The sequence below is a fragment of the Lysobacter sp. TY2-98 genome, assembly GCF_003367355.1.
Classification (GTDB): Bacteria; Pseudomonadota; Gammaproteobacteria; order Xanthomonadales; family Xanthomonadaceae; genus Cognatilysobacter.
On record NZ_CP031413.1, the window covers coordinates 2,208,592 to 2,229,493 of the forward strand.

The window sequence follows — 20,902 nt, forward strand, 5'->3', positions numbered from 1 at the left end:
GACCATCAAACCCTGCGACTTCGCGGGGTTTTTTGTTTCCGATGAGGTCGCGATGCGACCGGTCGCCTACGCGCCGGAATCCGCGCTCCCGGCCTCCGGTGCATCATCGAAATCGACCACCTGGTCACGACCCAGCGCCTTCGCCCGATAGACCGCCTTGTCCGCACGCGCGAGCCACGCCGCCGCGTCGTCGCCGGCGCGTTTCCCGGCTAATCCCACCGAGCAGGTGACCCGCACTTCGCGCAGTCGGACGTCCCGCCGCACCGCGGCGTTGAGGGCGAGCAGACGTGCATGCGCATCGACACGATCCACGTCGCGCATCACGATGACGAACTCTTCTCCGCCCAAGCGATACAGCGCGCCGGTGTCGCCGAGCTGAAGATGGATGGTCGCGGCGGTCTCGCGCAGCACGCGATCGCCGGCCGCATGGCCGTAGGCATCGTTGATCTTCTTGAAGTGGTCGAGGTCGACCACGGCGAGAACCGCAGGATCACGCGCGCGCAGCGCCTGACGGATCGCATCGTCCATCGCGCGTCGGTTGCCCGCATCGGTGAGCGGATCGCGGGTGGCCATTCGCTCGAGCAGGATGCGCAGCCGCTGTACATGCGTCGCGGCGACGTAGGACAGCACGGTGACGAGCACACCGCACAAGGCGAACGCGACCTTCTCCTCCACGCTGTCGAAGGGCGCCGTCAACAGGAACGCATTGGCCAGCATGGCGGCGGACACGCCGATTGCGAGTGGCGCGCGGCTGATCGCGAACGACGCGATGATGATCGGGAACACCCAACTCAGTCCGGTGACGCCGACGAGATGGACGTTGATCGAGGCGAACAGCGCGTTGACCAGCACCAGCGCATCGCCGGCGCGCGAGCTCGTGCGGAACCGGTGGATGGCGCCCAGGACGACGAACAGGCACACCGCCCAGACTGCGTCCATCAGCGCGATCTCCCGCCGTCCGCCCTCCAGACGAAGCGCCGCGACGACGAGCAGTTGCACGATGAACACACGACAGAACCACATCCGCATGCGATAGCGGAAGCGTGCGTCGATGTCGTGCAGCGTCTGGAACATGTCGGGCTCCGACGAAGCATTGGGACAACCGGGTCGGTCAACGTCTGTAGACGTCATCGAACTGCACGTTCGTCCGCCTCCGAGGCGGTGCGGTGCCATGAATGCGCCACGTCTCGATGTAACGACACTCTCGCTGCACTGCACGACGACCACGACATCCATCGACGACCGTTCGTCGGGACGAACAACGACGCGATCCGCACGCATGGCGGCGTCGGCATGCGACCCGTATGTCGTTGCCGACGGGTTCAGCTCCGGCCGCCGTGGGCCATGCGAGCATGCGTCCATGGCCGGCCGCCCGCGGACCCACGACGACCTCTTTCTCGAGCTCGAGATGTTGCAGCATGCGCAGGCGCAATGTCGCGAGGCCGAGCGTCGCGTGTGGGAACACGTGCGGGCGCGATCACCCGAGCTGGCGGCATTGCTGCTCGATTTCTGGAAACACGACGAAGTGGCCTTGGCGCGTTGGCTGTGCGCGCGGCGCGGCGATGCGTCGCCGGCGGAACTCGTCGAACGCGGCCGGGTGAAGGAAGTGATCGCCCAGGTGAAGTGGGCGGCGAGCAGCGCCTACCTCTGAGTTCGACCGCAGCGCGCGGCAGACTGGTACGTAAGGTGTCCAATCGACCTGCGGCCTGCGGTGACCGCGATACGGCGCTTCACAGGCGCACCGCTGCCCGATGGTGCAGGCGCGACCGACGGTCGCAGCGTGTGCGATGGCGTCTTTACGATCGCGTGTGGAGGTCACGATGCAGACCGACGTGCGCATCGCCGGCGACACCCTGATCCTGCGCATCGAAGGCCACGCGACGCTCGCCGATGCGCGCGCGGCGGCGTTCGACGCGGTGATGCTCTGCCGCGATCGCGGGCTGCGCCGACTGCTGCTCGATTTCCTCGACGCCGCGGTCGAACCGCCGCCCTTTTATGTGCAACGCATCGACATCGTGCAGGAGTGGGCGGAGGCCGCGCCCGATGGCTTCTCGCTCGCGCTGGCCGCACCCGAAGCGCTGCTGCGACCCGACCGCGCGGGGTTGTACGTCGCTTCCCGACTCGGCCTCGACGCGCACGCGTTCACCGATCGTGTCGAAGCCGATCGCTGGCTCCGACAAGTCCGTCCCGAGGAGACTCCGCATGAACGTCGTCCAGCACCTTGATGACGACTGCCTCATCGTCCACGTCGACGGTCCGCTGTCGCTGGGCCAGGCGCGCGCGATCGCGCTCGATGCGATCAGCCAGACGCGGGAGGGCCACGTGCGCCGTCTCCTGCTCGACTTCACCGATGCCGATCTCGCGGCCGCGCCCACACTGAGCGAGCGGTTCGAGATCCTGCGCGAATGGGCGGATGCCGCTCCGGAGCCGCTGTCGCTCGCGGTGGCGGCGCGCGAGGAGATGCTGGACCCCGACCGCATCGGCGAGATCATGGCGTCGCGGCTCGGGCTGCGCGCGCACGCGTTCAACGATGCCGTGGACGCTTTGCTGTGGGTGAAGCGCCATCGCGTGCCGCAGGACGTGCTGATGCGGCGGCCGATGTACCACTAGCGCGAGTGCAATCGGCAACCTCGGCAGCGCGACCGAGGTGCAACGTCGGATTATTCCTACGCAGCGGCGGGATATCGCCGGATAGCGGCCGTAGCGGGTCGGCGCGACTCTTTCGCTGCCCCGGCGCTCGCTACCGAGCCGCACGGACCGACGGCGAAGGACGGCAGGAGCAGCGCGCCGGCGCCGGGGCCATTTCCTGGACCCGCCATGTCGACCTACCGAACGCGCCGCAATCGCTCCGCCCTGCTGATAGGCCTCGGCATCGCGTTCGCGCTCGCCAATCTCGTCGCGGCGTTCGCGCTGGCGATGCGGTGACAGCGGCGGTGCGTCACCAGCGCGCATGGATCAACCAGCACCGACGCGTCAACTGACTGCGCCTGCCGTCGACACACACGTCGATAAAACTGCGATTCCGAATATCGGCGCATGAATGACGGTGAGCGAACGCACCGCATCGTCATCAACCGCCCCGCCTCGCCGATCCACACCCGCAGAACGGCCGCGCCAGCACGACGCGGCCGTCGCACGATCACTTCACCTCGAACTCGCCGACGAAGATCGTCTCCTTGCGATCACGCAGGCGCAGGGTGACGCGCTGGTCCTTCTGCTGCGGCGTGCCGAAGTGCGTGCTCAGCCACAGCTGCAGCGTGGTCGCACCGGTCACCACCTGCTGGCGGTCGCCGAAGTAGTTGGCTTCGACCTTGTACTTGCCCGGCTTGGCGAGACGCAGTGCGAATTCCTCCGGCCCATAGCCGCCGGTGAAATCGGGCGACATCTGTCCGCCCTGGTACGTGGTGCGGTGCGCGTAGTACGCCTTCTCGCCGTTCGGATCGGTGACCCAGAGATCCATGTCGCTGTTGTCGGCGTCCCAGCTGAGGACGACGCGCAGGTCGAGCGGCAGGTTGCGGACGAGATCCGCCGGGATGCGGTGCGTGTCGATCGGCTTCGGCGATGTCGCGACCAGTGCATTGAGTTCGGCGAGCGCCGTGATTTCGATGCCCGGGAAGCGACCGTCCCACGTGCCGGCGACGACTTCGTACAGCAGGTCGACCGCCTTCTGGCGATCACCGATCGCGGCGTAGGCATGCGCGAGATCGCGATAACTCTGGGGTTCGTCGTCGCTCATCGCGAGCACCTGCTCGAGCACCGGCACGGCCAGGTCGGCACGGCCCGCCTGCATCAGGCGATAGCCGAGCACGCGCAGCACATGGCGATTGTCGAGTTCCATCTCGGCGACGTTGGACAGCACGCGCAGCGCGAGATCGGCACGCTTGTGTTCGAACAGCGCGTCGGCGACGTCGAGATAGAACGCGGTGCCGGGTTCGGCGCGCGCACGTTCGTCGAGATAGGCGGCGTACGCGGCATCGGCGTCGAGACCGCGGATGCGTCGCGCGAACGGCGAGTCCGGGGTCCACGGCTGTAGCTGGACGCCGATTTCCGTAGCACCGGACTCGGCGTCGGCCCGCAGGCGGCTGCCCGTGACCGCGACGCGATCCAGCGACGCCGCCTCGCGGCGCTGGCTGTCCTGCGCCTCCGCGGCGCTGGAGGCGCGCTCCTGTGCGGCGCGCTCATTGGCGGCCGCCGCTTCCATCATTCTCATTTCGGCAGGCGGCTCCGGCGCGGCCATCGGGGCCGGCGGTGGCGGTGGCGTGCCCACCGCCGCAGCACTCGCGATGCGCTCGGCCTTCGGCTTCGGCGGCGCGCCCTTCGGGAATTTCATCGACCACCATTCGACGCGTTGCTTCCACTGCGTGCGCACCGAGTCGAGTTGCTTCGCGCGGGCTTCGTCGCGCTGGGCCGCCTCCTCGGCGACGAGGCGGTTGTAGTCCGCACGCAGTTCGTCCGGCGGCGCGATCGAATAGCGCACGTAGTCCTCGACGTTCTCGAGCACGATCAGCGAACTGCCGGGCGTCACCACGCTGAAGTCCGCGCCCATCTTCGCGATCGCGGCGCGATTGCGCTCCGGGGCCTCCAGCAGGCGGGCGACGCTGTACTGCGCCCAGAGCGGCGCCGCGGCTTCCCCTTCGACAGCGGTTGCCAGGGGAACGTCCACGCGCTCATGCGTGGCGCCGCGCACGACATCGACGGTGACGCGCGCGTCCGCATCGGTGAGTCGGCCGGCGAGGCGCAACACGCCGTCGCGCACGACCATCGATTCGGCGACGACGTCCGCTGCGCCCAATGCGTCGATGCGCGCGATGCGTGGCAGGTCGCGAAGCAGTTCGTCGCGCGCGGCCGCAAGGTCGCGAATGGAATCGAGCGTGATCGCGACGCCGTTGCGTGCTTCGGCGAGCGCCTTCAGGCGGCCGGCGTCACCGGCAACGCCAGCGCGCACGGTGTAGAGACGCTGGCGTGCATCGAATGCGGGAAACGTGATGTCGCCGTAGTTGAACAGCCCTTCGCTGAAAAGCAGCACTTCGCCGGCGTCGGCGGGCGGCGACCAGCCGCGCAGCGTGGTCGCGCCGTCGTAGACGGTCGATTCCAGCGCCGCTCGCAGTGCGCTCCAGTCGCCGGTGCGGATGGCGAAATGCACCGGTGCTTCGGTGGTGTCGCGGAAACGCACGAGGTCGACGTCGATCGAACGCGTCGAATGGAAGTAGGCGTCGAGCAGCTGCAATTCGAGGTCGTGTGCGCGCCGCGCGCCGGAGGCCGAACTGTCCCAAAGCAGCACCATCTTCGTCGGCAACGCACGCGCTTCGGGCTGCAGCGTGACGGGCACGTCGGCTGCGAAGTAGCGATCGCCGCGCCAGCTCTGCACCTGCGCCAGCGGTGTCGCGACCTTCGGGAACGCGAGGCGCAGGACACGACCGCGCGCGATATCACCGGCGCGCAGCGTCGTCTCGTAACGGCCGCGCCCGTGGCGGGTAAATGCCGGCGTCTTCAATGCACCTTCGATGCGCGGCATGTCGGTGGCACGCACCGTCAGCGGCAGCGTGTCGATGCCGCTGGCGAAAGCCGTCGGCAGTCGCACCGTCGCGCCACCCGCGGGCAGCGCCTCCGACAGGACGATGCGCACGCTGCGCTGGCCGCCGGGCACGAAGGGGTAGATGCGCAGACGGAAATGATTGCCCTGCGACTGCTCGAGCAGGCCAGGATCCGCACCGCGACGCTCGATCGCTTCGAGTACCTGCCGGCCGCGCTGCTTCTCGATCGGTACCGCGTTGCGCAGCGTGCCTTTGACGTCGAGGGCGAACGCGACGACCTGCTGACCCGGCTGCAAGGGAAAGTCGAGATTGCCTTCCAGCGTTCGCGACGACGGATTGCGGAAGGTCATGTCGAGCGTGGTACGGACGGTGCCGCCGGCCTGTTCGACCGACATGGCGGCGCGCTCGAGGCGCACCGGTGCATTGCGTTCGCCGGTCGAGACCAGCGGTGCGGTGAGGTCCCGCTGTGCCTGCGCGAGGCAGGGCATGGCGGCGAGCGCGCAGGCAAGCAGAGCGACGAGCGATCGCATGGCGTTTCGGATTCCGTTGATTGTCCCCGGCTACAACGTACCCGACCACCGCGCGGGGTTACAGCCGCTTGGGCTGGGTGCGTGCCCGCAGCCCTGACGCGCCAGACCCGTCCCCGACACGACGCCGATGAACGACCACGCACGTGGGGCTTCGCCTCGACATTGCGTGCAGCTCCGCCATGCAAGGCTCGAATCCCCGCCTGCGAGGCCCGCATGGTTCGCAATCCACGAATGCTGATGATGTGCGGCCTCGCCGCGGCGGCGATGGGCGCGGCGCTGGGGAGCCGCGCAATGCCGATGCCCGCGGACACCGGACTTTCGATGCTCGCGCTGATGCCGGGTCTGGCGGCGCTCGGCGCGTTGGACACGCGTGTGTGGACAATGACCTCGCCGGTCGCGGGGTCGCCCCCCGCGGTGGTCGATCATCCGTCCGAGGGCCATCGGCAGCCGCGAGCTTCGCGCGAGTCACGCGAAACCCTGGACCGTCCGACCCGCTGATCAGACGCGCACGTCCTCCGCGCGCGGAAACACCGCGGGCTGCGGAGCCGTCACCTGCAGCAGCACTTCCAGCGCCTCGCGCAGCGGTTCGCCGGGCGGCGGACCGTCGTGCTCGTCGTCGGCCAGCGCGGCATCGGCGCGGCGCAGCCATTGCGGCACGACCACGTCCCGCACGTGCGCATAGCGCGCCAGCAGCAGTTCGTCGTATTGACGCACCAGACGCAGATGGGCGATCGCGATGTCCCACGAGCTCAGCAGCAGGGTGAGGTGGTCGAGACGACGCCCCATCGCATCGGGACGTGCCCCGCTCTCGCAGGCGAACGCGTCGAACGCTTCGCGCCCACGTTCGGCGGTCTCGGCCAGACGCGCGCGCTGACGGGCGATGTGGGTGCTGGCCTCGTCGAGTTCGCGAACGTGTGCGAGCACGTCGTGGGCGCGGCGCTCGGCCAGTTGCAACCGGATGCGCACGTGTTCGTAGGCCTGGCGCGCGCGGGCCTGGGCCGACAGGTCGCGGCCGAGCAGGCGCCCCACGATCGTTCCGCGGCGCGGCACGGTGCGCGAGTCGGCGACTTCGAGCGACTGCACGATGCCCGCCAGCTCGTCGAGCAGGCCGGAGGCACTGCGACGCTCGATGAGCGCGGTGGCGCGGTCGAGGTCGACCTGGCGAATGATCTCCCGATCGACCCGACCCACCGGGTCGAGGTCGCTCCCCTCGGTCGCATCGGCCGCGGTCTGGAGCTGCTGGGACGTCACTTCGACTCCTGGGTTGCGCGGCGCCCGCAGCTGCCCCCTCAGGCATGCGGGCGCGGACCGTGATGGCGCGCACAGTCCGGAGTGTATACCCAGTGATGACCGCGCGGAGTGCGCGGCGTCGCGATCCTCAGTGCAGGGTCGCGCCTTCGATGTGCCCGCGCTTCATGAGGTCCAGCAGGAGCCGCGCGCCTTCACGCACGCGCTCGCCGACCAAGCGAGCGACGAACTCGCAGTCGTCGTCCGTCAGCCCCGGGCCCGGCGCGGGAAGCGTGTCCGGCAATGGCACGGCGCGATAGCGCCCGCGCCCGTTGCCGCGCAGTGCCACCACGGTGACGCCCGAGCTGTGCGTGGCGGTGGCGTGGGCGGGATCCAGGGTCCAATCGGACGACAGGGTCGTGGCGGACATGGCGAAAGAGCTCGGCGGGGACACGTTCGGTTCTACTCAGCGATCCATGAAATCGGGATCAACACGGCGTGACGACTGCGGGTCAGCCCGCGATCGCGAGCTTCCGGGCGCGTGCGATCGCGGCCTGTATCGCTTCGACACTCACCGGCTTGGTGAGGTGCAGGTCGAAGCCGGCGTCGGCGGCGTCCTGCTTGTCGGCTTCGCCGCCCCAGCCGCTCACCGCGACGAGCATCATGCCCTCACCGTCGGCGCGCCCGCGCAGGCGGCGCGCGAGCTCGTAGCCGTTCATCACCGGCATGCCGATGTCGAGGAACGCGATCTCCGGACGGAACTCCTCGACCAGGCGCAGGCCGTCGAGCGCGGAATAGGCGACGCAGGTCGCGTGGCCATCCAGCTCTAGCATCATGCCCAGCGTCTCGGCCGCGTCCTGGTTGTCGTCGACCACCAGCACGCGGCGGCGCGACGCCATCGGGGACACGTGCGTGTCGGCGCCCGGCAGCGCCGGGTGGTCGACCGCCAGCGGCAGACGCACGACGAAGGTGCTGCCGCGACCGAGCCCTTCGCTGTCCGCGACGATCGATCCGCCGTGCATCTCGACGAGGCGTCGCGCCAGCGCCAGGCCGATGCCGAGGCCGCCCTGCGCGCGATCCAGGGTTCGGTTCACCTGCGCGAACATGCCGAACACCGCGCCGAGCGCGTCGGGCGGAATGCCCAGCCCGTTGTCCGCCACCGACACGCAGGCCGCACCGTCGCATTCGAAGACGCGCAGCCTGACCTCACCGCCATCGGGCGTGTATTTGGCCGCGTTGGTGAGCAGATTCGAAATCACTTGCGCGATGCGTGTCGGGTCGGCATCGATCCACAGCGGTGCCGACGGCAGGTCGACATGCAGGTGGTGGCGTGCACCTTCGATCATCGGTCGCGCCGATTCGATCGCGGCGTGCGCCGCATCCTGCAGCGAAATGCGATCACGCTGCAGTACCACCTTGCCACTGGTGATGCGCGATACATCGAGCAGGTCGTCGATCAACCGCACCATGTGTCCGAGCTGCCGCTCCATCATGGCGCGGGTGCGTCGAGCGGTTTCCGCATCCTCGGTGCGATTGAGCACCTGCAGGCCGGTGCGGATCGGTGACAACGGATTGCGAAGTTCATGCGCGAGCGTGGCGAGGAACTCGTCCTTGCGACGATCGGCTTCGCGCAGGGCGTCCTCGGCATCGCGACGCTCGGTGACGTCCATCACCGCGCCGACGTAGCCGAGGAATTCGCCGGCTGCCCCGAAGCGTGGGCGCGCGGAGACGTGCAGCCAGCGCCAGGCGCCGTCCCACCGCAACCCGCGGTATTCGGTGGCGAATGCACGCTGCGCGTTCGCCGCGTCACTGACGGTGTCGGAGTAGGCCGGCAGGTCGTCCGGATGCACGACGTCTTTCCAGCCGTAGCCGAGCTCCGTCTCGGGCGCGCGTCCGGTGAACTCGGTCCAGCGCCGGCTGACGTAACTGCAGCGTCCGTCGGCCTCGGCCACCCAGACCATCATCGGCGTGATGTCGGCCATCTGCCGGAAGCGCGCTTCGGACTCGCGCAGCGCCGACACGGACTTCGCGCGCTCGATCGCTGGCCACAGGCGCGCGACGACTTCGCGCAGCAGCTGCAGTTCGTCGCTGCGCCAATCGCGCGGTTCGCCCGCGGCGGCGGTGAGCGTGCCGGCCAGGCGACCTTCGATCACGTACGACGTCGCCGCCAGCGCGACCGTTCCGTAGGGGCCGTAGTTGTCGGCGAACTGCGCGGTGAGCGGATCGCTGCGCAGGTCGCGGATCGCGACCGACTCACCGGACGCGAGCGTCGCCCCGAGTTCGCTGGTGAAGAATTCGCGCGCGTCGAATGTTCCGGAAACGCGCGGCGCGCCGTCGGTCCATTCGTGCAACGTGCGGATGACGCCCTGCTCGATGTCGATGTCCGACAACGTGCAACGCAGCAGGCCGAGGTGTTCACCGAGCAGGCGCAGGCCGATGTCGGCGACGTCGTCGGCGCTCGATGCCTGCGCGATGTGGCGATCGAGGTGGACGAGAAATGCTGCCGCAAGATCGGCACGCTTGCGATCGGTGATGTCGGTATGCGTCTGCATCACCGACTGCGGCTGGCCAGTGCCATCGCGCGTGAGCACCCAGCGCGCGTGGATGGTGCGCGGCTCGCCGTCCTTGCGGTAGTGCACGACTTCGCCCTCCCAGCGATCGCGATCGAGCAACGTGCGCGCGATATCGCCGAGCGATTTTGGAAAGCGCGTGCGCAGCAGGTCGCGTGCGACGCGGCCGATCGCCTCGTCGCGGCGGTAGCCGTACAGACGCTCCGAGCTGTCGTTCCAGTAGGTGATGCGGCCCGTGAGATCGCGGATCAGGATCGCGTCGCTGGTCAGGTCGAGCAGGCTCGCCTGTTCGGCGAGGCGACGCTCGTTGCGACGCTGCTCGGTGATGTCGCTGATGGTGCCTAGCATCGAGCTGGGCAGGCCGTCGGCGTCGTAGAGCGCCCGGCCGCGGGCCTCGATCCACAGCTCGCTTTCGTCGGGTCGGCGCACGCGGAACTGGCTTTCGAACAGCACGCGACGCTCGATCGCATCGGCCAGCGTCGCGCGCATCCGCACCAGATCATCTGGATGCAGCAGCGTGGCCACGCCCTCGCGCGTGTGCGAGATCGCGCGTTCGTCGATGCCGGTGACGCGCGCGCATTCGGGCGAGAAGGTCATGCGGCCGGTGCGCAGGTCGATCTTCCACAGCCCGGTGTCGGAGGCTTCCAGGGCAAGACGCAGCCGCGTCTCGCTCATCATCAGTGCGTGCTGTGCGCGGCGTTCGTCGGCCACGACCGCGAGCACCAGCGTGGTCGCCGCCATCACCGCGATGAAGACCTGCAGGTCGAGGTAGCGCGCATTCACCTCCAGCGATGCGAAGGGCCCGTAGCCCAGCGTCGTCCCCGCGACCGCGGTCAGCGCGATGAACAGGCAGGCGGCGCTCGCCCCGCGCAGGCGCAGCGACAATGCCGCCCACATCAATGGGCAGTACACGAGGAACGTGTACATGCGCTCGCCGCGATTGAGGAATACGTAGGCGGCGATCGCTGCGGACATGGCGAGGCAGACCGCGAACTCCGTCCACCAGCGCATCGTGCGCGGCCAGCCACCGCGCGCCCAGGCGAGCAGCATCGTGCCGACGATCAGCACACCGGTGACGTCGCCGAGATACCAGTGGCTCCACATCAGCCAGACGCGATCGGAATCCAGATGCAGCGGCGCGGCGATCGCGAGCGAGCCGATGGTGGATGAGAGCGCGGCGATCGACGCCGACACCAGCGCGAACAGCACGAAGTCGCGGAAGGTTTCGAACGATGGATTGAAGCGGGTGCGTTCCAGGATGATCTGGCCGACGATCGCCGCCGCCGCGTTGCCGCCTGCGACGATCAGCAGTACCCAAAGCGGGCTCGGCGAGGCATTGAGAAGCGCGCCGACGACGTAGCCCAGCACGACGCCCGGCCAAAGCCGGCGCCCACGCAGGACGAATGCGGCCAGCGCCACGCCCGCCGCCGGCCACATCGGCGAGGCGACGCCGCGGGTCATGCCCCAGCGCAGGCTGGCGAAGGCGAGCGGGGCATAGACCGCGGCAAGCAGCAGGCAGCCCACGAGCGTCGTCCAGGCGGTCGGCAACCGCGAGACGAGGCGGCGATGGACCGACACGTTGCTCGGGACGGAATCGGACACGTGGTACCGGTCGAAGCCGCGACGACCTTACGTTAGCAGAGCCCTGCCGCCGCCCAGCCGGCCGGAAAGGCCGCCCGTACAATGGCGACGATGGACATCTTCAAAGTCTTCACCCTCGAGGCGGCGCACCGGCTCCCCAACGTGCCGCCGGGCCACAAGTGCGCGCGCCTGCACGGCCATTCGTTCCGCGTGGAGATCCACGTCTCGGGAGAGCCCGGTCTCGAAACGGGCTGGGTGATGGACTTCGCGGACCTCAAGGCCGCGTTCCGACCGCTCTACGACCAGCTCGACCATCACTACCTCAACGACGTCGAGGGCCTCGACAACCCGACCAGCGAGCGCCTCGCTGCCTGGATCTGGGACCGGCTCAAGCCCGAGCTGCCGCTGCTGTCGGAAGTCGTGGTCCATGAGACCTGCACGTCGGGATGCCGCTACCGCGGCCCGGGCGTCTGACACCTAACGCCGGCCGCCGCGCGACCTGCCGCTCACGACGGACGCTCTTGGTGCGTGGGCTGGACGCTTTACGGCGCGGTGCCTGATTCCGTTCCGGCCGCTGAAGCCGACGCGGCCGCTCACGTCCCTGAAAGCCCTACAACGGCCGACGAGCGGTTGTTGCACTGCACAATGGACGGGCATATGCTGCAACGCACCATCCACGCAGTCTCGGCCGATTCGGCCTAGGAGCCCGCCATGTACGCACAGTTCAACGAGCAGTTCGCCGCGGCCACCCGTCAGTTCGCCGACACCGCCGCCCGCATCAACCGCCTCGCCCTCGAGAACGCGGAGGCCATCGTCGGCCTGCAGCTCTCGGCCATCGAAGAGCGCGCCTCGGCCACCCTCGCCTTCTTCGGCGAAGCCACCGACGTCCGTGACTTCGACGGCGCCAAGAACCTCTGGCCGCGCGGTGCGCAGGTCGCCCGCGAGAACGTCGAGCGCGCCCTGACCACGGGCCAGGACGTCCTCGGCCGCTTCGTGAAGGTCCAGGAGTCGGTCGCCCAGATCGCCAAGGGCCAGTTCGAAGCTGCCGCCCGCAGCGCGAACGAGACCGTTCGCCAGGCGCAGGACCAGTTCGAGCAGGCCACCAAGGGCGCGACCAAGACCGCCGAGCAGACGGTCAACGCCGCCGCGGGCAAGCCCGGCAAGTAAGTTCTCTCTCCAGTTCCCACTGGAACCCGAACCCGGCCGCTCACGCTGCCGGGTTTTTTTGTGTCTGCGATTGCGGCGTCGACGCGTCGAAACCGAGCGTGGCAAGGCGACGCATTCGCGCATGGCGTCGGCGGCGACAGAACTCGCCGCGGCCAGCAACACGACATCCGGCATGGGCGCGTGCGGCCGTATCGCTTGTTGCGGCTTTGGGAATGGACGCGTGGTTTCACGACGCACGACGTAAAGCCTGGCCATCGCGCCCATCGAACAGCGGACGAGCGCGCCATCGCAAAATCGGGCCACCTCGACTGCGACGCCAACCGTGAGACCCGAAGGGCGGCGCGCAGGACGCGCGCCGTCCGCACCCGAGCCAGGATGGCGAGTGTGCGGATCGTGTGGAACGTCCACGTCGCGAGCGGTAGATCCGTCGAGGACGGTGCCTTCTTTCGGTTACTTTTTTGAACCAGCAAAGAAAAAAAAAGTGACTCGGGCGCTTCGGCGCACGAAACGCCCTTGCTCCTGCACTCATGCAGCGGCGGCGCACAGCACGCAGAAGCAAAGGCAATCGCTCCCATCGCGATCACCCCGAACAAAAGAAAAGGGCGCCCGAAGGCGCCCTCTCCACTCAAATCACGTCCTCGACATCAAAGCGGAATGCGGTGATGCGCATCATTCGGATCGAGCTTCGGCGGCTCGTCCAGCGAATCACCCAGCACACGCCGCACCGCGACATAGAACACCGGGATCAGCAGCAACCCGAGGAACGTCGCGAACAACATGCCGCCGATGACACCCGTACCGATCGCATGCCGCGAGTTGGCGCCTGCACCGGTCGAGATCGCCAGCGGCGTCACGCCCATGATGAAGGCGAACGACGTCATCAGGATCGGCCGCAGTCGCAGCTTCGCTGCTTCCACCACCGCCTGACGCAACGGCTTGCCGAGCTGACGCTCCGCGATCGCGAACTCGATGATCAGGATCGCGTTCTTGGCCGCGAGACCGATGACCGTGATCAGGCCGATCTTGAAATAGATGTCGTTCGGCAGGTCGCGCATCATCGACAGCACGATCGCACCCAGCACGCCGAGCGGCACCACCAGCAGCACCGACACCGGCACGGACCAGCTTTCGTACAGCGCCGCGAGGCAGAGGAACACGACGACGATCGACAGGACCATCAACATCGTGGTCTGGCTGCCCGACAGGATTTCCTGGTGCGACTGGCCGGCCCAGTCGTAGCCGAAGCCCGGCGGCAGGTCGTTGTTGACGATGTTTTCCATCGCCTTCATCGCTTCGCCCGAGCTCTTGCCCGGCGCCTGCGAGCCCACGATCTCCACCGCGGCGAAACCGTTGTAACGGGTGAGCGACGGTTCGGCGACGGTCCACTTCGAATGCACCACGTTCGACAGCGGCACCATCGCCGGCGTTCCGTTCGTCGTGGTGCCCGGCGCCGGGGTATAGAAGTGCGACAGCGACTCGGGCCCGGTGCGATACGGCGCGTCCGCCTGCATGGTGACGCGCTTGACGCGCCCGCCCTGCAAAAAGTCGTTGACGTACACCGGCGACAGCATGATCTGGATCGCGTTGTAGATGTCACCGACCGACAAGCCCATCGCCTGCGCCTGCACGCGATCGACGTCGAGCTTGAGTTGCGGTGACGGCTCCAGCGAGTTGGGACGCACGCCGACCAGCGTCTTGTCCTGCCCCGCCTTCGCCAGCAGCGTGCCCATCGCCTGCTGCAGCGCTTCGCGGCCCTGGCCGCTGCGATCCTGCAGGTACATGTCGAAGCCACCGAACGCGCCGAGGCCATTCACCGTCGGCAGGTTGATGACGAACATCTGCGCGTCGCGGATCGGGAACAAGGCACCGTTGGCCTGCTGGATGAATTCGGTCGCGGTGATCTTGCGCTCGTCCCACGGCTTGAGCTTGATGAACGCCATGCCGACGTTCTCGCCCTGGCCGATGAAGGAGAAGCCGGCGACCTGCATCATGCCGTCGAAGCCGTCGATCTTCTTGACCGACTCGCGCATCTGGTCGAACACCGCTTCGGTACGACGCAGCGTCGCGCCCGGCGGCAACTGCACGATCGCCAGCGCGTAGCCCTGGTCTTCTTCCGGCAGGAACGAGCCCGGCATGCGCCAGAACAGGAAGCCGGTCAGCAGCGCGAGCGCGGCGAACACCGCCATCCAGCGCGGTGCATGCTGCACGGCGCTGCGGATGTGGCCGACGTACGTCTTCGCCATCCGGTCGTAAACGCGGTTGAAGCCGCGGAAGATCGGATTGCGCTTGTCGTGATGCGCGCTCGGCTTGAGCAGGTTCGCGGTCAGCGCAGGCGTGAAGCCCAATGCGAGGAATGCCGAGAACAGCATCGCCATCGCGATGGTCAGCGCGAACTGGCGATACACCGCGCCCGCCGAACCCGACTGCAGCGCCGACGGCACGAACACCGCGGCGAGCACCAGCGTGATCGCGATGACCGCGCCGGTGATCTGCTGCATGGCCTTGTACGTCGCCTCGCGCGGCGACAGACCTTCTTCGGTCATGATGCGCTCGACGTTCTCGATCACCACGATCGCGTCGTCGACCACGATGCCGATCGCCAGCACCATGCCGAACAGCGACAGCTGGTTGATCGTGAAGCCGAGGATCTTCATGCCCAGGAACGTGCCGAGCAGCGCGACTGGGATGACCAGCGTCGGGATCAGCGTGGCGCGGATGTTCTGCAGGAACAGCAGCATCACGAGGAAGACGAGCACCATCGCCTCGATCAGCGTCTTGATGACTTCGTCGACGGAGATCTGCACGAAGTCCGAGCTGTCGTACGGCGAGAACCACTGCACGCCCTTGGGGAAGCTGGGCTGCAGTTGGTTCATGCGCTCCCTGACCGCAGCGGCGACCGCGAGCGCGTTCTCGCCCGGCGCGAGCTGCACGGCGAAGCCCGCGGCCGGCTGGCCGTCCCACTTGAGGTCGAAGCCGTGCGCGGAGCCGAGGATCTCGACGCGCGCGACGTCGCGCAGGCGGACCGTCGCGCCATTCGGGTCCGAGCGCAGGATGATGTTCTCGAACTCCCGCGGCGTGGAGAAGCGACCTTCCGCGGCGACCGTCGCCGTGAACATCTGCGTGTCGGGCGACGGCTCACCGCCGACCTGGCCCGCCGAGAACTGCACGTTCTGCGCGCGCACCGCACTCAGCACGTCACTCGCCGACAGGCCGTAGGCCTGCAGCTTGTCCGGGTTGAGCCAGATGTGCATCGCGTATTCGCCGCCGAACAGCTGCGTGCCGCCCACGCCGGGTACGCGCGAGATCTGGTCGAGGACAGTCGATGCGAGCAGGTCGGACAGCTGGTCCTTGCCGATCGCGGGATCGGACGACTTCAGCGCGACGACCGACAGGAAGCCGGAATTGGCCTTCGCAACGGTGATGCCGTTGCGCGTGACGTCCGATGGCAAGCGCGGCGTCGCCTGCGAGACCTTGTTCTGCACCTGCATCTGCGCGATGTCGGGATCGACACCGGGCTTGAAGGTCAGGTTGACCGAGGCGGAGCCCTGGCTCGACGACGCGCTGAAGTAATCCAGTCCGTCGATGCCGGTGAGCTGCTGTTCGATGATCTGCGTGACCGCGCGTTCGACGGTCTGCGCGTCCGCACCCGGATAGCTCGCGAATACGCCGACCTGCGGCGGTGCGATGTTCGGATACGACTCGACGCCGAGGCCGCGGATCGAGAGCAGGCCCGCGATCACCACCATGATCGCGATCACCCACGCGAATACGGGGTGGTTGATGAAGTAGCGGGACATGGCGAATCAGCCCTTGCGCGCGGTGGGAGCAGCGGCCGCCGGCTTCGCGTCGGCGGGGCCTTCGGTCCACGGCGTCGCCTTGACCTGCGCACCCGGCTGCGCGCGCTGGATGCCGGACACGATTACGCGATCACCCGGTGCGAGGCCGTGGTCGACCACCCACTTGCCGTTCTGCTGCGTATCGGCGCCGACATCCTTGCGTACCACCTTGTTGTCGGCACCGACGACGTAGACGTACGCGCCCTGCGCATCGCGCAGTACGCCGGCCTGCGGCACGAGGTAGACCGCATTCTGCAGACCCAGCGTCGCGCGAACGCCGACGTAGGTGCCCGGCAGCAGGCGACGTTCGGTATTCGGCACGCGCGCGCGCAGCGACACCGCGCCCGTTGCGGGGTCGACGACGCTGCCTTCGAAGTCGAGCGTGCCGCGCTGCGCGTAGACGGTGCCGTCGGGCAGCACGATCTGCACGTCGCGATCGGCCGGCTCGCCCTTGCCTTCGCCACGACGCAGCTGGTCGAGTTCGGCGACGGAAATCGAGAAGTTCGCGTACAGCGGATCGATCTGGTCGACCGTCGCGAGCAGCGTCGCACCGCCCTGCCCGACCAGCGCGCCTTCGGTGACCTGCGCACGACCGGCGCGGCCCGAGATCGGCGAACGCACTTCCGAGTAGCCGAGGTTGATGCGCGAACTCGCCAGCGCGGCGCGCGCCTGCTGCACGGCGGCGGCGGCGGAACGCTCGGCCGCGAGCGCGTTGTCGAGATCGGCCTTGGAAATGTACTGCGTGGGGCCGAGGCGACGCGCGCGTTCGGCGGTCGCGCGCGCAGTGGTGTACGTGGCTTCGGCCTGCGCGACTGCGGCCTGCGACTGGCTGGTCGCCGCACGCAGTTCGGACGGATCGATCACGAACAGCACCTGGCCTTCGTGCACGTCCGCGCCCTCCTCATACAGACGCTTCTGCACGACGCCGGTCACGCGTGCGCGCACATCGGCGCTGCGGAACGGCGCTAGGCGGCCGACGAGGTCCTTGCTCACCGGCAGCGACTGCGGGCGCACTTCGACGACACCGACTTCCGCCGGCGGCATCGCGCCCCCCGGGCCCTGCTGGGATGCGTCACCGCCCTTCTTGCAGGCGACGAGGCCGAGCGACAGGACGCCGGCCGCGACGATGAGGCGCGTGGTGGAGGTCATGCGGGGAGGGCTCCGGGTCGGGGGCGACGCGACGTCGCGGGCGGCAGGGCCAATTTGTGCACCGCGGAGTATAGCTATGGCCAAAGCGGCTGCCCGGGCGAAAAGTCATGTCGGATCAGGACAGGCGACGCACGGTCGCTGCGGCGGTTGCATGCATGAGACAGAGAACGCACTGAAGCGGCGCATCCGGCCGAAACATCGCGCGCTAGACTTCGCGCATGACCTTTACCGCTTCCACGCTCACCGGCGCCAAGCCCGAGCAGTACGCGCAACTGCTGGAGCAGGCGCAGGGCCTGCTGCATGGCGAGCGCGATCGCATCGCCAATGCGGCGAACATCTCCGCGCTCGTCTACAACGCATTGCCATCGCTCAACTGGGTGGGCTTCTATTTCTTCGACGGCACCGAACTCGTGGTCGGCCCGTTCCAGGGCTTGCCGGCGTGCGTGCGCATTCCGCTCGACAAGGGCGTCTGCGGCGCGGCGGCATCAACGCGCGAGACGCAGCGCGTGCCCGACGTGCATGCATTCCCGGGACACATCGCCTGCGATTCCGCGTCGCGTTCGGAAGTCGTCATTCCGCTGATCGCGAACGACGGCACGCTGATCGGCGTGTTCGATCTGGACAGCCCCGAACCCGACCGTTTCGACGTCGACGACCAACGCGGTCTCGAGGCGATCGCGCACGCGTTCGTCGCGTCGCTGGGCTGATGCGATGACCGACGCGCCCAAGGCCCTCAACATCGGCGGCAAGTCCGCGGCATGGCTGCGCCAGGTCGGGCTGCGCACGTGGGACGACGTCAACGCGATCGGTCCGGTCGAGGCGTTCCTGCGCGTCAAGCGCGCCGGCTTCAAGCCCAGCCTCAATCTGCTGTATGCGCTGGAAGGCGCGATGATCGGCTGCCACTGGCAGCAGGTCGATCCCGACCGCCGCGCGCAACTTGCCGCGGAAGCACAAGCCGGCGCGGCGTTGCTGCCGTCGGCCAAGCGCATGCCGCCGGCCTCAGCAGTCACCACGACGATGGGCGATGCGCATGAGGCGCACGACGAGGCCGAAGCGCCTGATGCGCTTTCGTTCTGACGCGGCCCGCGCGCCGGGCCCGTCTTTCCCGTAGACTTCGCGCCGCTTTCGGGTGACCTGGCGGTTGATCGCCGCAGGTTGAAACGGGAAGCCGGTGACGCGCGCTGCGCCAGCCCGGCACTGCCCCCGCAACGGTAAGCGAGTCGATCCGCGGCATCGGCCACTGTGACGTGACGTCACGGGAAGGCGCCTCGGAGGGATGCGAATCCGCATCCACTCGCGAGTCCGGAGACCGGCCCGATCGTCGACTGGTTGCGATGCGGAGGGCATTGTGGCGGCCTACGTCGCGTCGCTGCGCCGTCGTCCCGCTTCCGCCTTCTCCTCGCGATTCCTTATGACCGCACGACGTGGGGTCGTGCACGCCGGAGAAGTACCGCAATGACGTATCGCCTCATTACCCTCGCCATCGCCGCGTCGCTGGCCACGCCCGCGTTCGCCGACGAAGCGTCCACGCTCGACCGCGTCGTCGTCACCGCCAACCGCGCGCCGGTCGCCGTGCGCGACGTGCTCGCGCCGGTCGAAGTCATCGATCGTGAAGACATCGAACGCAGCCAGGCACGCTCGCTGCCCGACCTGCTGCGCGGCCGCGCCGGCATTTCGATCGGCAACCAGGGCGGCCTCGGCAAGCTCACCACGATCTTCATGCGCGGCAGCGAGTCCGACCACGTGCTGGTGCTGGTCGACGGCGTGCGCATGGGTTCGGCGACTTCGGGCCTGGTCGCGTTCCAGGACATTCCGGTCGAGCTGATCGACCGCATCGAAATCGTGCGTGGCCCGCGCTCGAGCCTGTACGGCAGCGAGGCGATCGGGGGTGTCATCCAGATCTTCACCAAGCGCGACACCGGTGCGCTCGCGCCGCGCATGGCCATCGGCGCAGGCAGCCGCGACACCTACGAGGCGAGCGCGGGTTTCGGTGGTCGCGTCGGCAAGGGGTGGGTCGGTGCGGATTATTCGCACCAGGAAACGCGCGGGTTCGATTCGTGCCGCGGCGCGGGCTTCCCGATCTTCGCCGGCTGCTTCGCCGATGAGCCGGATCGCGACGGCTACACCCGTGACGCGCTGTCGGTGCGTGGCGGTGTGGCGTTCAACGACGCGTGGAAGGCCGACGCCAGCGCCATGCGCGCGGAAGGCGACAACGAATACGACGGCTTCTACAACCGTTCGAAGGTCGTGCAGCAGGTCGTCGGCGGTGGCGTGACGTGGACGCCGTCGACGAACGCATCGCTGCGTCTGCAGGCCGGTCGTAATCGCGACGCGTCGGACAACTTCCACGACGACAGCTTCCTGGGCGACTTCGCGAGCAATCGCGACACCGCATCGCTGCAGGGGGACTTCACGGTCGCTGCGGGCCAGCGCATCAGCGCCGGCACGGAATGGCAGCGCGACGAGGTCAGCAGCACCACCAACTACGTACTCAAGCAGCGCATCGACCGCGCGGCATTCCTGCAGTACCAGGGCGACTTCGGTGCGTTCGACGTGCAGGCCAGCGCACGTCATGACGACAACGAACAGTTCGGCGGGCATTCCACCGGGAACCTCGCGTTCGGCTACGAATTCGCACCTTCCTGGCGCGTGACACTCGGCGGCGGCACGGCGTTCAAGGCACCGACGTTCAATGAGCTCTATTACCCGTTCGGCTTCGGCAATCCCGACCTGCGCCCGGAGAAGTCGCGTTCGATCGAAGCGGGGCTTGCGTGGGACACCGACACCGCCGGTGCGCGACTCGACCTCTACCAGACGCACGTCGACGACCTGATCTCCTACAGCGCGGTGTCGTTCCGCCCCGAGAACATCGATCGCGCACGCATGCGCGGCGCTGAGCTGTCGGGTCATGCGACGTTCGCCGGCTGGACGACGGCAGGCAGCGTGAGCTGGGTCGATCCGGAGAATCGCAGCAGCGCTGCGTCGCTCGACCTGCCGCGTCGCGCGCGTGAGAGCGCACGCCTGGACGTGGATCGCGAATTCGGTGCGTTCCGCTTCGGCGTGACCGCCGCGGGCGAAGGCGCGCGCTACGACGACCTGGCGAACACGCGCCGCCTCGGTGCGTATGCGACGTTCGACCTGCGCGCCGAATACGCATTCACGCCAGCGCTCCGCCTGCAGGCGCGCCTGGAGAACATGTTCGACCGCACCTACGAGACGGTCGAGTACTACCGCCAGCCGGGTCGCGGCCTGTTCGTCACCCTGCGCTACGCGCCTACGCCGTGATCGATGCGACGCGATCGCCGACG

16 protein-coding genes and 1 riboswitch are annotated in these 20,902 nt (G+C 68.2%); of the genes, 9 read left to right on the top strand and 7 right to left on the bottom strand.

Features of this window, described 5'->3' with window-relative positions; translation table 11 throughout:
• Nucleotides 1-66 precede the first annotated feature (66 nt).
• Nucleotides 67-1,074: a GGDEF domain-containing protein gene (locus DWG18_RS10715; protein ID WP_162823798.1), complete on the bottom strand. Its 1,008-nt coding sequence runs from the start codon at nucleotides 1,072-1,074 to the stop codon at nucleotides 67-69.
• Between the two features lie 286 nt (nucleotides 1,075-1,360).
• On the opposite strand from DWG18_RS10715, the gene DWG18_RS10720 reads away from it, so the two are divergent.
• The 3 genes from DWG18_RS10720 (at nucleotide 1,361) to DWG18_RS10730 (ending at nucleotide 2,610) form a co-directional block, all read left to right on the top strand.
• Nucleotides 1,361-1,651 carry a hypothetical protein gene (locus DWG18_RS10720; protein ID WP_115647177.1) on the top strand — a complete coding sequence of 97 codons (291 nt, stop codon included), beginning with the start codon at nucleotides 1,361-1,363 and terminating at the stop codon, nucleotides 1,649-1,651.
• Nucleotides 1,652-1,820: 169 nt separating this feature from the next.
• Entirely contained in the window at nucleotides 1,821-2,225 is a 405-nt protein-coding gene (locus tag DWG18_RS10725; protein WP_162823799.1) for a hypothetical protein, read from the top strand.
• The gene (locus DWG18_RS10730) at nucleotides 2,203-2,610 is read left to right on the top strand and encodes a hypothetical protein (protein ID WP_115647179.1); all 408 of its coding nucleotides are present in this window, start codon (nucleotides 2,203-2,205) and stop codon (nucleotides 2,608-2,610) included. The genes DWG18_RS10725 and DWG18_RS10730 overlap by 23 nt, the downstream gene beginning before the upstream one ends.
• A 529-nt stretch (nucleotides 2,611-3,139) precedes the next feature.
• Here the strand turns inward: DWG18_RS10730 and DWG18_RS10735 are convergent.
• Complete coding sequence (locus DWG18_RS10735) at nucleotides 3,140-6,064, bottom strand: DUF2135 domain-containing protein (RefSeq protein WP_240318514.1); 2,925 nt, start codon at nucleotides 6,062-6,064, stop codon at nucleotides 3,140-3,142.
• A 213-nt stretch (nucleotides 6,065-6,277) separates the two neighbouring features.
• Between DWG18_RS10735 and DWG18_RS10740 the strand changes: the two genes are divergently transcribed.
• Nucleotides 6,278-6,562, top strand: a complete 285-nt coding sequence (locus DWG18_RS10740; RefSeq protein WP_115647180.1) for a hypothetical protein — start codon at nucleotides 6,278-6,280, stop codon at nucleotides 6,560-6,562.
• Here DWG18_RS10740 and DWG18_RS10745 read toward each other — a convergent pair whose 3' ends face one another.
• The 3 genes from DWG18_RS10745 to DWG18_RS10755 form a co-directional block, all read right to left on the bottom strand.
• Complete coding sequence (locus DWG18_RS10745) at nucleotides 6,563-7,315, bottom strand: hypothetical protein (RefSeq protein ID WP_115647181.1); 753 nt, start codon at nucleotides 7,313-7,315, stop codon at nucleotides 6,563-6,565.
• Between the two features lie 127 nt (nucleotides 7,316-7,442).
• The gene (locus tag DWG18_RS10750; RefSeq protein ID WP_115647182.1) at nucleotides 7,443-7,721 is read right to left on the bottom strand and encodes a hypothetical protein; all 279 of its coding nucleotides are present in this window, start codon (nucleotides 7,719-7,721) and stop codon (nucleotides 7,443-7,445) included.
• An 82-nt stretch (nucleotides 7,722-7,803) separates the two neighbouring features.
• Nucleotides 7,804-11,463: a PAS domain S-box protein gene (locus tag DWG18_RS10755; RefSeq protein ID WP_115647183.1), complete on the bottom strand. Its 3,660-nt coding sequence runs from the start codon at nucleotides 11,461-11,463 to the stop codon at nucleotides 7,804-7,806.
• A gap of 90 nt (nucleotides 11,464-11,553) precedes the next feature.
• Between DWG18_RS10755 and queD the strand changes: the two genes are divergently transcribed.
• Both queD and DWG18_RS10765 read left to right on the top strand, forming a co-directional pair.
• A complete protein-coding gene (queD, locus tag DWG18_RS10760) occupies nucleotides 11,554-11,916 on the top strand; it encodes a 6-carboxytetrahydropterin synthase QueD (RefSeq protein WP_115647184.1) in 363 nt (120 codons plus the stop codon).
• 237 nt (nucleotides 11,917-12,153) lie between these two features.
• Nucleotides 12,154-12,609 (top strand): phasin family protein, encoded by a 456-nt coding sequence (locus tag DWG18_RS10765; protein WP_115647185.1) that lies wholly within the window; start codon nucleotides 12,154-12,156, stop codon nucleotides 12,607-12,609.
• A 644-nt stretch (nucleotides 12,610-13,253) separates the two neighbouring features.
• Here the strand turns inward: DWG18_RS10765 and DWG18_RS10770 are convergent.
• Complete coding sequence (locus DWG18_RS10770) at nucleotides 13,254-16,406, bottom strand: multidrug efflux RND transporter permease subunit (protein ID WP_115647186.1); 3,153 nt, start codon at nucleotides 16,404-16,406, stop codon at nucleotides 13,254-13,256.
• A 6-nt stretch (nucleotides 16,407-16,412) separates the two neighbouring features.
• Nucleotides 16,413-17,594 (bottom strand): efflux RND transporter periplasmic adaptor subunit, encoded by a 1,182-nt coding sequence (locus tag DWG18_RS10775; RefSeq protein ID WP_115647187.1) that lies wholly within the window; start codon nucleotides 17,592-17,594, stop codon nucleotides 16,413-16,415.
• Between the two features lie 218 nt (nucleotides 17,595-17,812).
• Here DWG18_RS10775 and DWG18_RS10780 point away from each other — a divergent pair, with 218 nt between their 5' ends.
• From DWG18_RS10780 to btuB, 3 genes are all read left to right on the top strand, one after another.
• The gene (locus tag DWG18_RS10780) at nucleotides 17,813-18,301 is read left to right on the top strand and encodes a GAF domain-containing protein (protein WP_115647188.1); all 489 of its coding nucleotides are present in this window, start codon (nucleotides 17,813-17,815) and stop codon (nucleotides 18,299-18,301) included.
• A gap of 4 nt (nucleotides 18,302-18,305) precedes the next feature.
• On the top strand, nucleotides 18,306-18,671 hold the full coding sequence (locus tag DWG18_RS10785; protein ID WP_115647189.1) for a TfoX/Sxy family protein: 366 nt from the start codon (nucleotides 18,306-18,308) through the stop codon (nucleotides 18,669-18,671).
• A gap of 33 nt (nucleotides 18,672-18,704) precedes the next feature.
• Nucleotides 18,705-18,927, top strand: a riboswitch (cobalamin riboswitch).
• A 122-nt stretch (nucleotides 18,928-19,049) separates the two neighbouring features.
• Nucleotides 19,050-20,879, top strand: a complete 1,830-nt coding sequence (gene btuB / locus DWG18_RS10790; protein WP_115647190.1) for a TonB-dependent vitamin B12 receptor — start codon at nucleotides 19,050-19,052, stop codon at nucleotides 20,877-20,879.
• Nucleotides 20,880-20,902 lie beyond the last annotated feature (23 nt).

Bases quoted from the DNA above. Each gene is read 5' to 3' on its own strand.
- DWG18_RS10715 (WP_162823798.1), bottom strand. From the start codon at position 1,074: ATGTTCCAGACGCTGCACGACATCGACGCACGCTTCCGCTATCGCATG.
- DWG18_RS10720 (WP_115647177.1), top strand. From the start codon at position 1,361: ATGGCCGGCCGCCCGCGGACCCACGACGACCTCTTTCTCGAGCTCGAG.
- DWG18_RS10725 (WP_162823799.1), top strand. From the start codon at position 1,821: ATGCAGACCGACGTGCGCATCGCCGGCGACACCCTGATCCTGCGCATC.
- DWG18_RS10730 (WP_115647179.1), top strand. From the start codon at position 2,203: ATGAACGTCGTCCAGCACCTTGATGACGACTGCCTCATCGTCCACGTC.
- DWG18_RS10735 (WP_240318514.1), bottom strand. From the start codon at position 6,064: ATGCGATCGCTCGTCGCTCTGCTTGCCTGCGCGCTCGCCGCCATGCCC.
- DWG18_RS10740 (WP_115647180.1), top strand. From the start codon at position 6,278: ATGGTTCGCAATCCACGAATGCTGATGATGTGCGGCCTCGCCGCGGCG.
- DWG18_RS10750 (WP_115647182.1), bottom strand. From the start codon at position 7,721: ATGTCCGCCACGACCCTGTCGTCCGATTGGACCCTGGATCCCGCCCAC.
- queD (WP_115647184.1), top strand. From the start codon at position 11,554: ATGGACATCTTCAAAGTCTTCACCCTCGAGGCGGCGCACCGGCTCCCC.
- DWG18_RS10765 (WP_115647185.1), top strand. From the start codon at position 12,154: ATGTACGCACAGTTCAACGAGCAGTTCGCCGCGGCCACCCGTCAGTTC.
- DWG18_RS10770 (WP_115647186.1), bottom strand. From the start codon at position 16,406: ATGTCCCGCTACTTCATCAACCACCCCGTATTCGCGTGGGTGATCGCG.
- DWG18_RS10775 (WP_115647187.1), bottom strand. From the start codon at position 17,594: ATGACCTCCACCACGCGCCTCATCGTCGCGGCCGGCGTCCTGTCGCTC.
- DWG18_RS10780 (WP_115647188.1), top strand. From the start codon at position 17,813: ATGACCTTTACCGCTTCCACGCTCACCGGCGCCAAGCCCGAGCAGTAC.
- DWG18_RS10785 (WP_115647189.1), top strand. From the start codon at position 18,306: ATGACCGACGCGCCCAAGGCCCTCAACATCGGCGGCAAGTCCGCGGCA.
- btuB (WP_115647190.1), top strand. From the start codon at position 19,050: ATGACGTATCGCCTCATTACCCTCGCCATCGCCGCGTCGCTGGCCACG.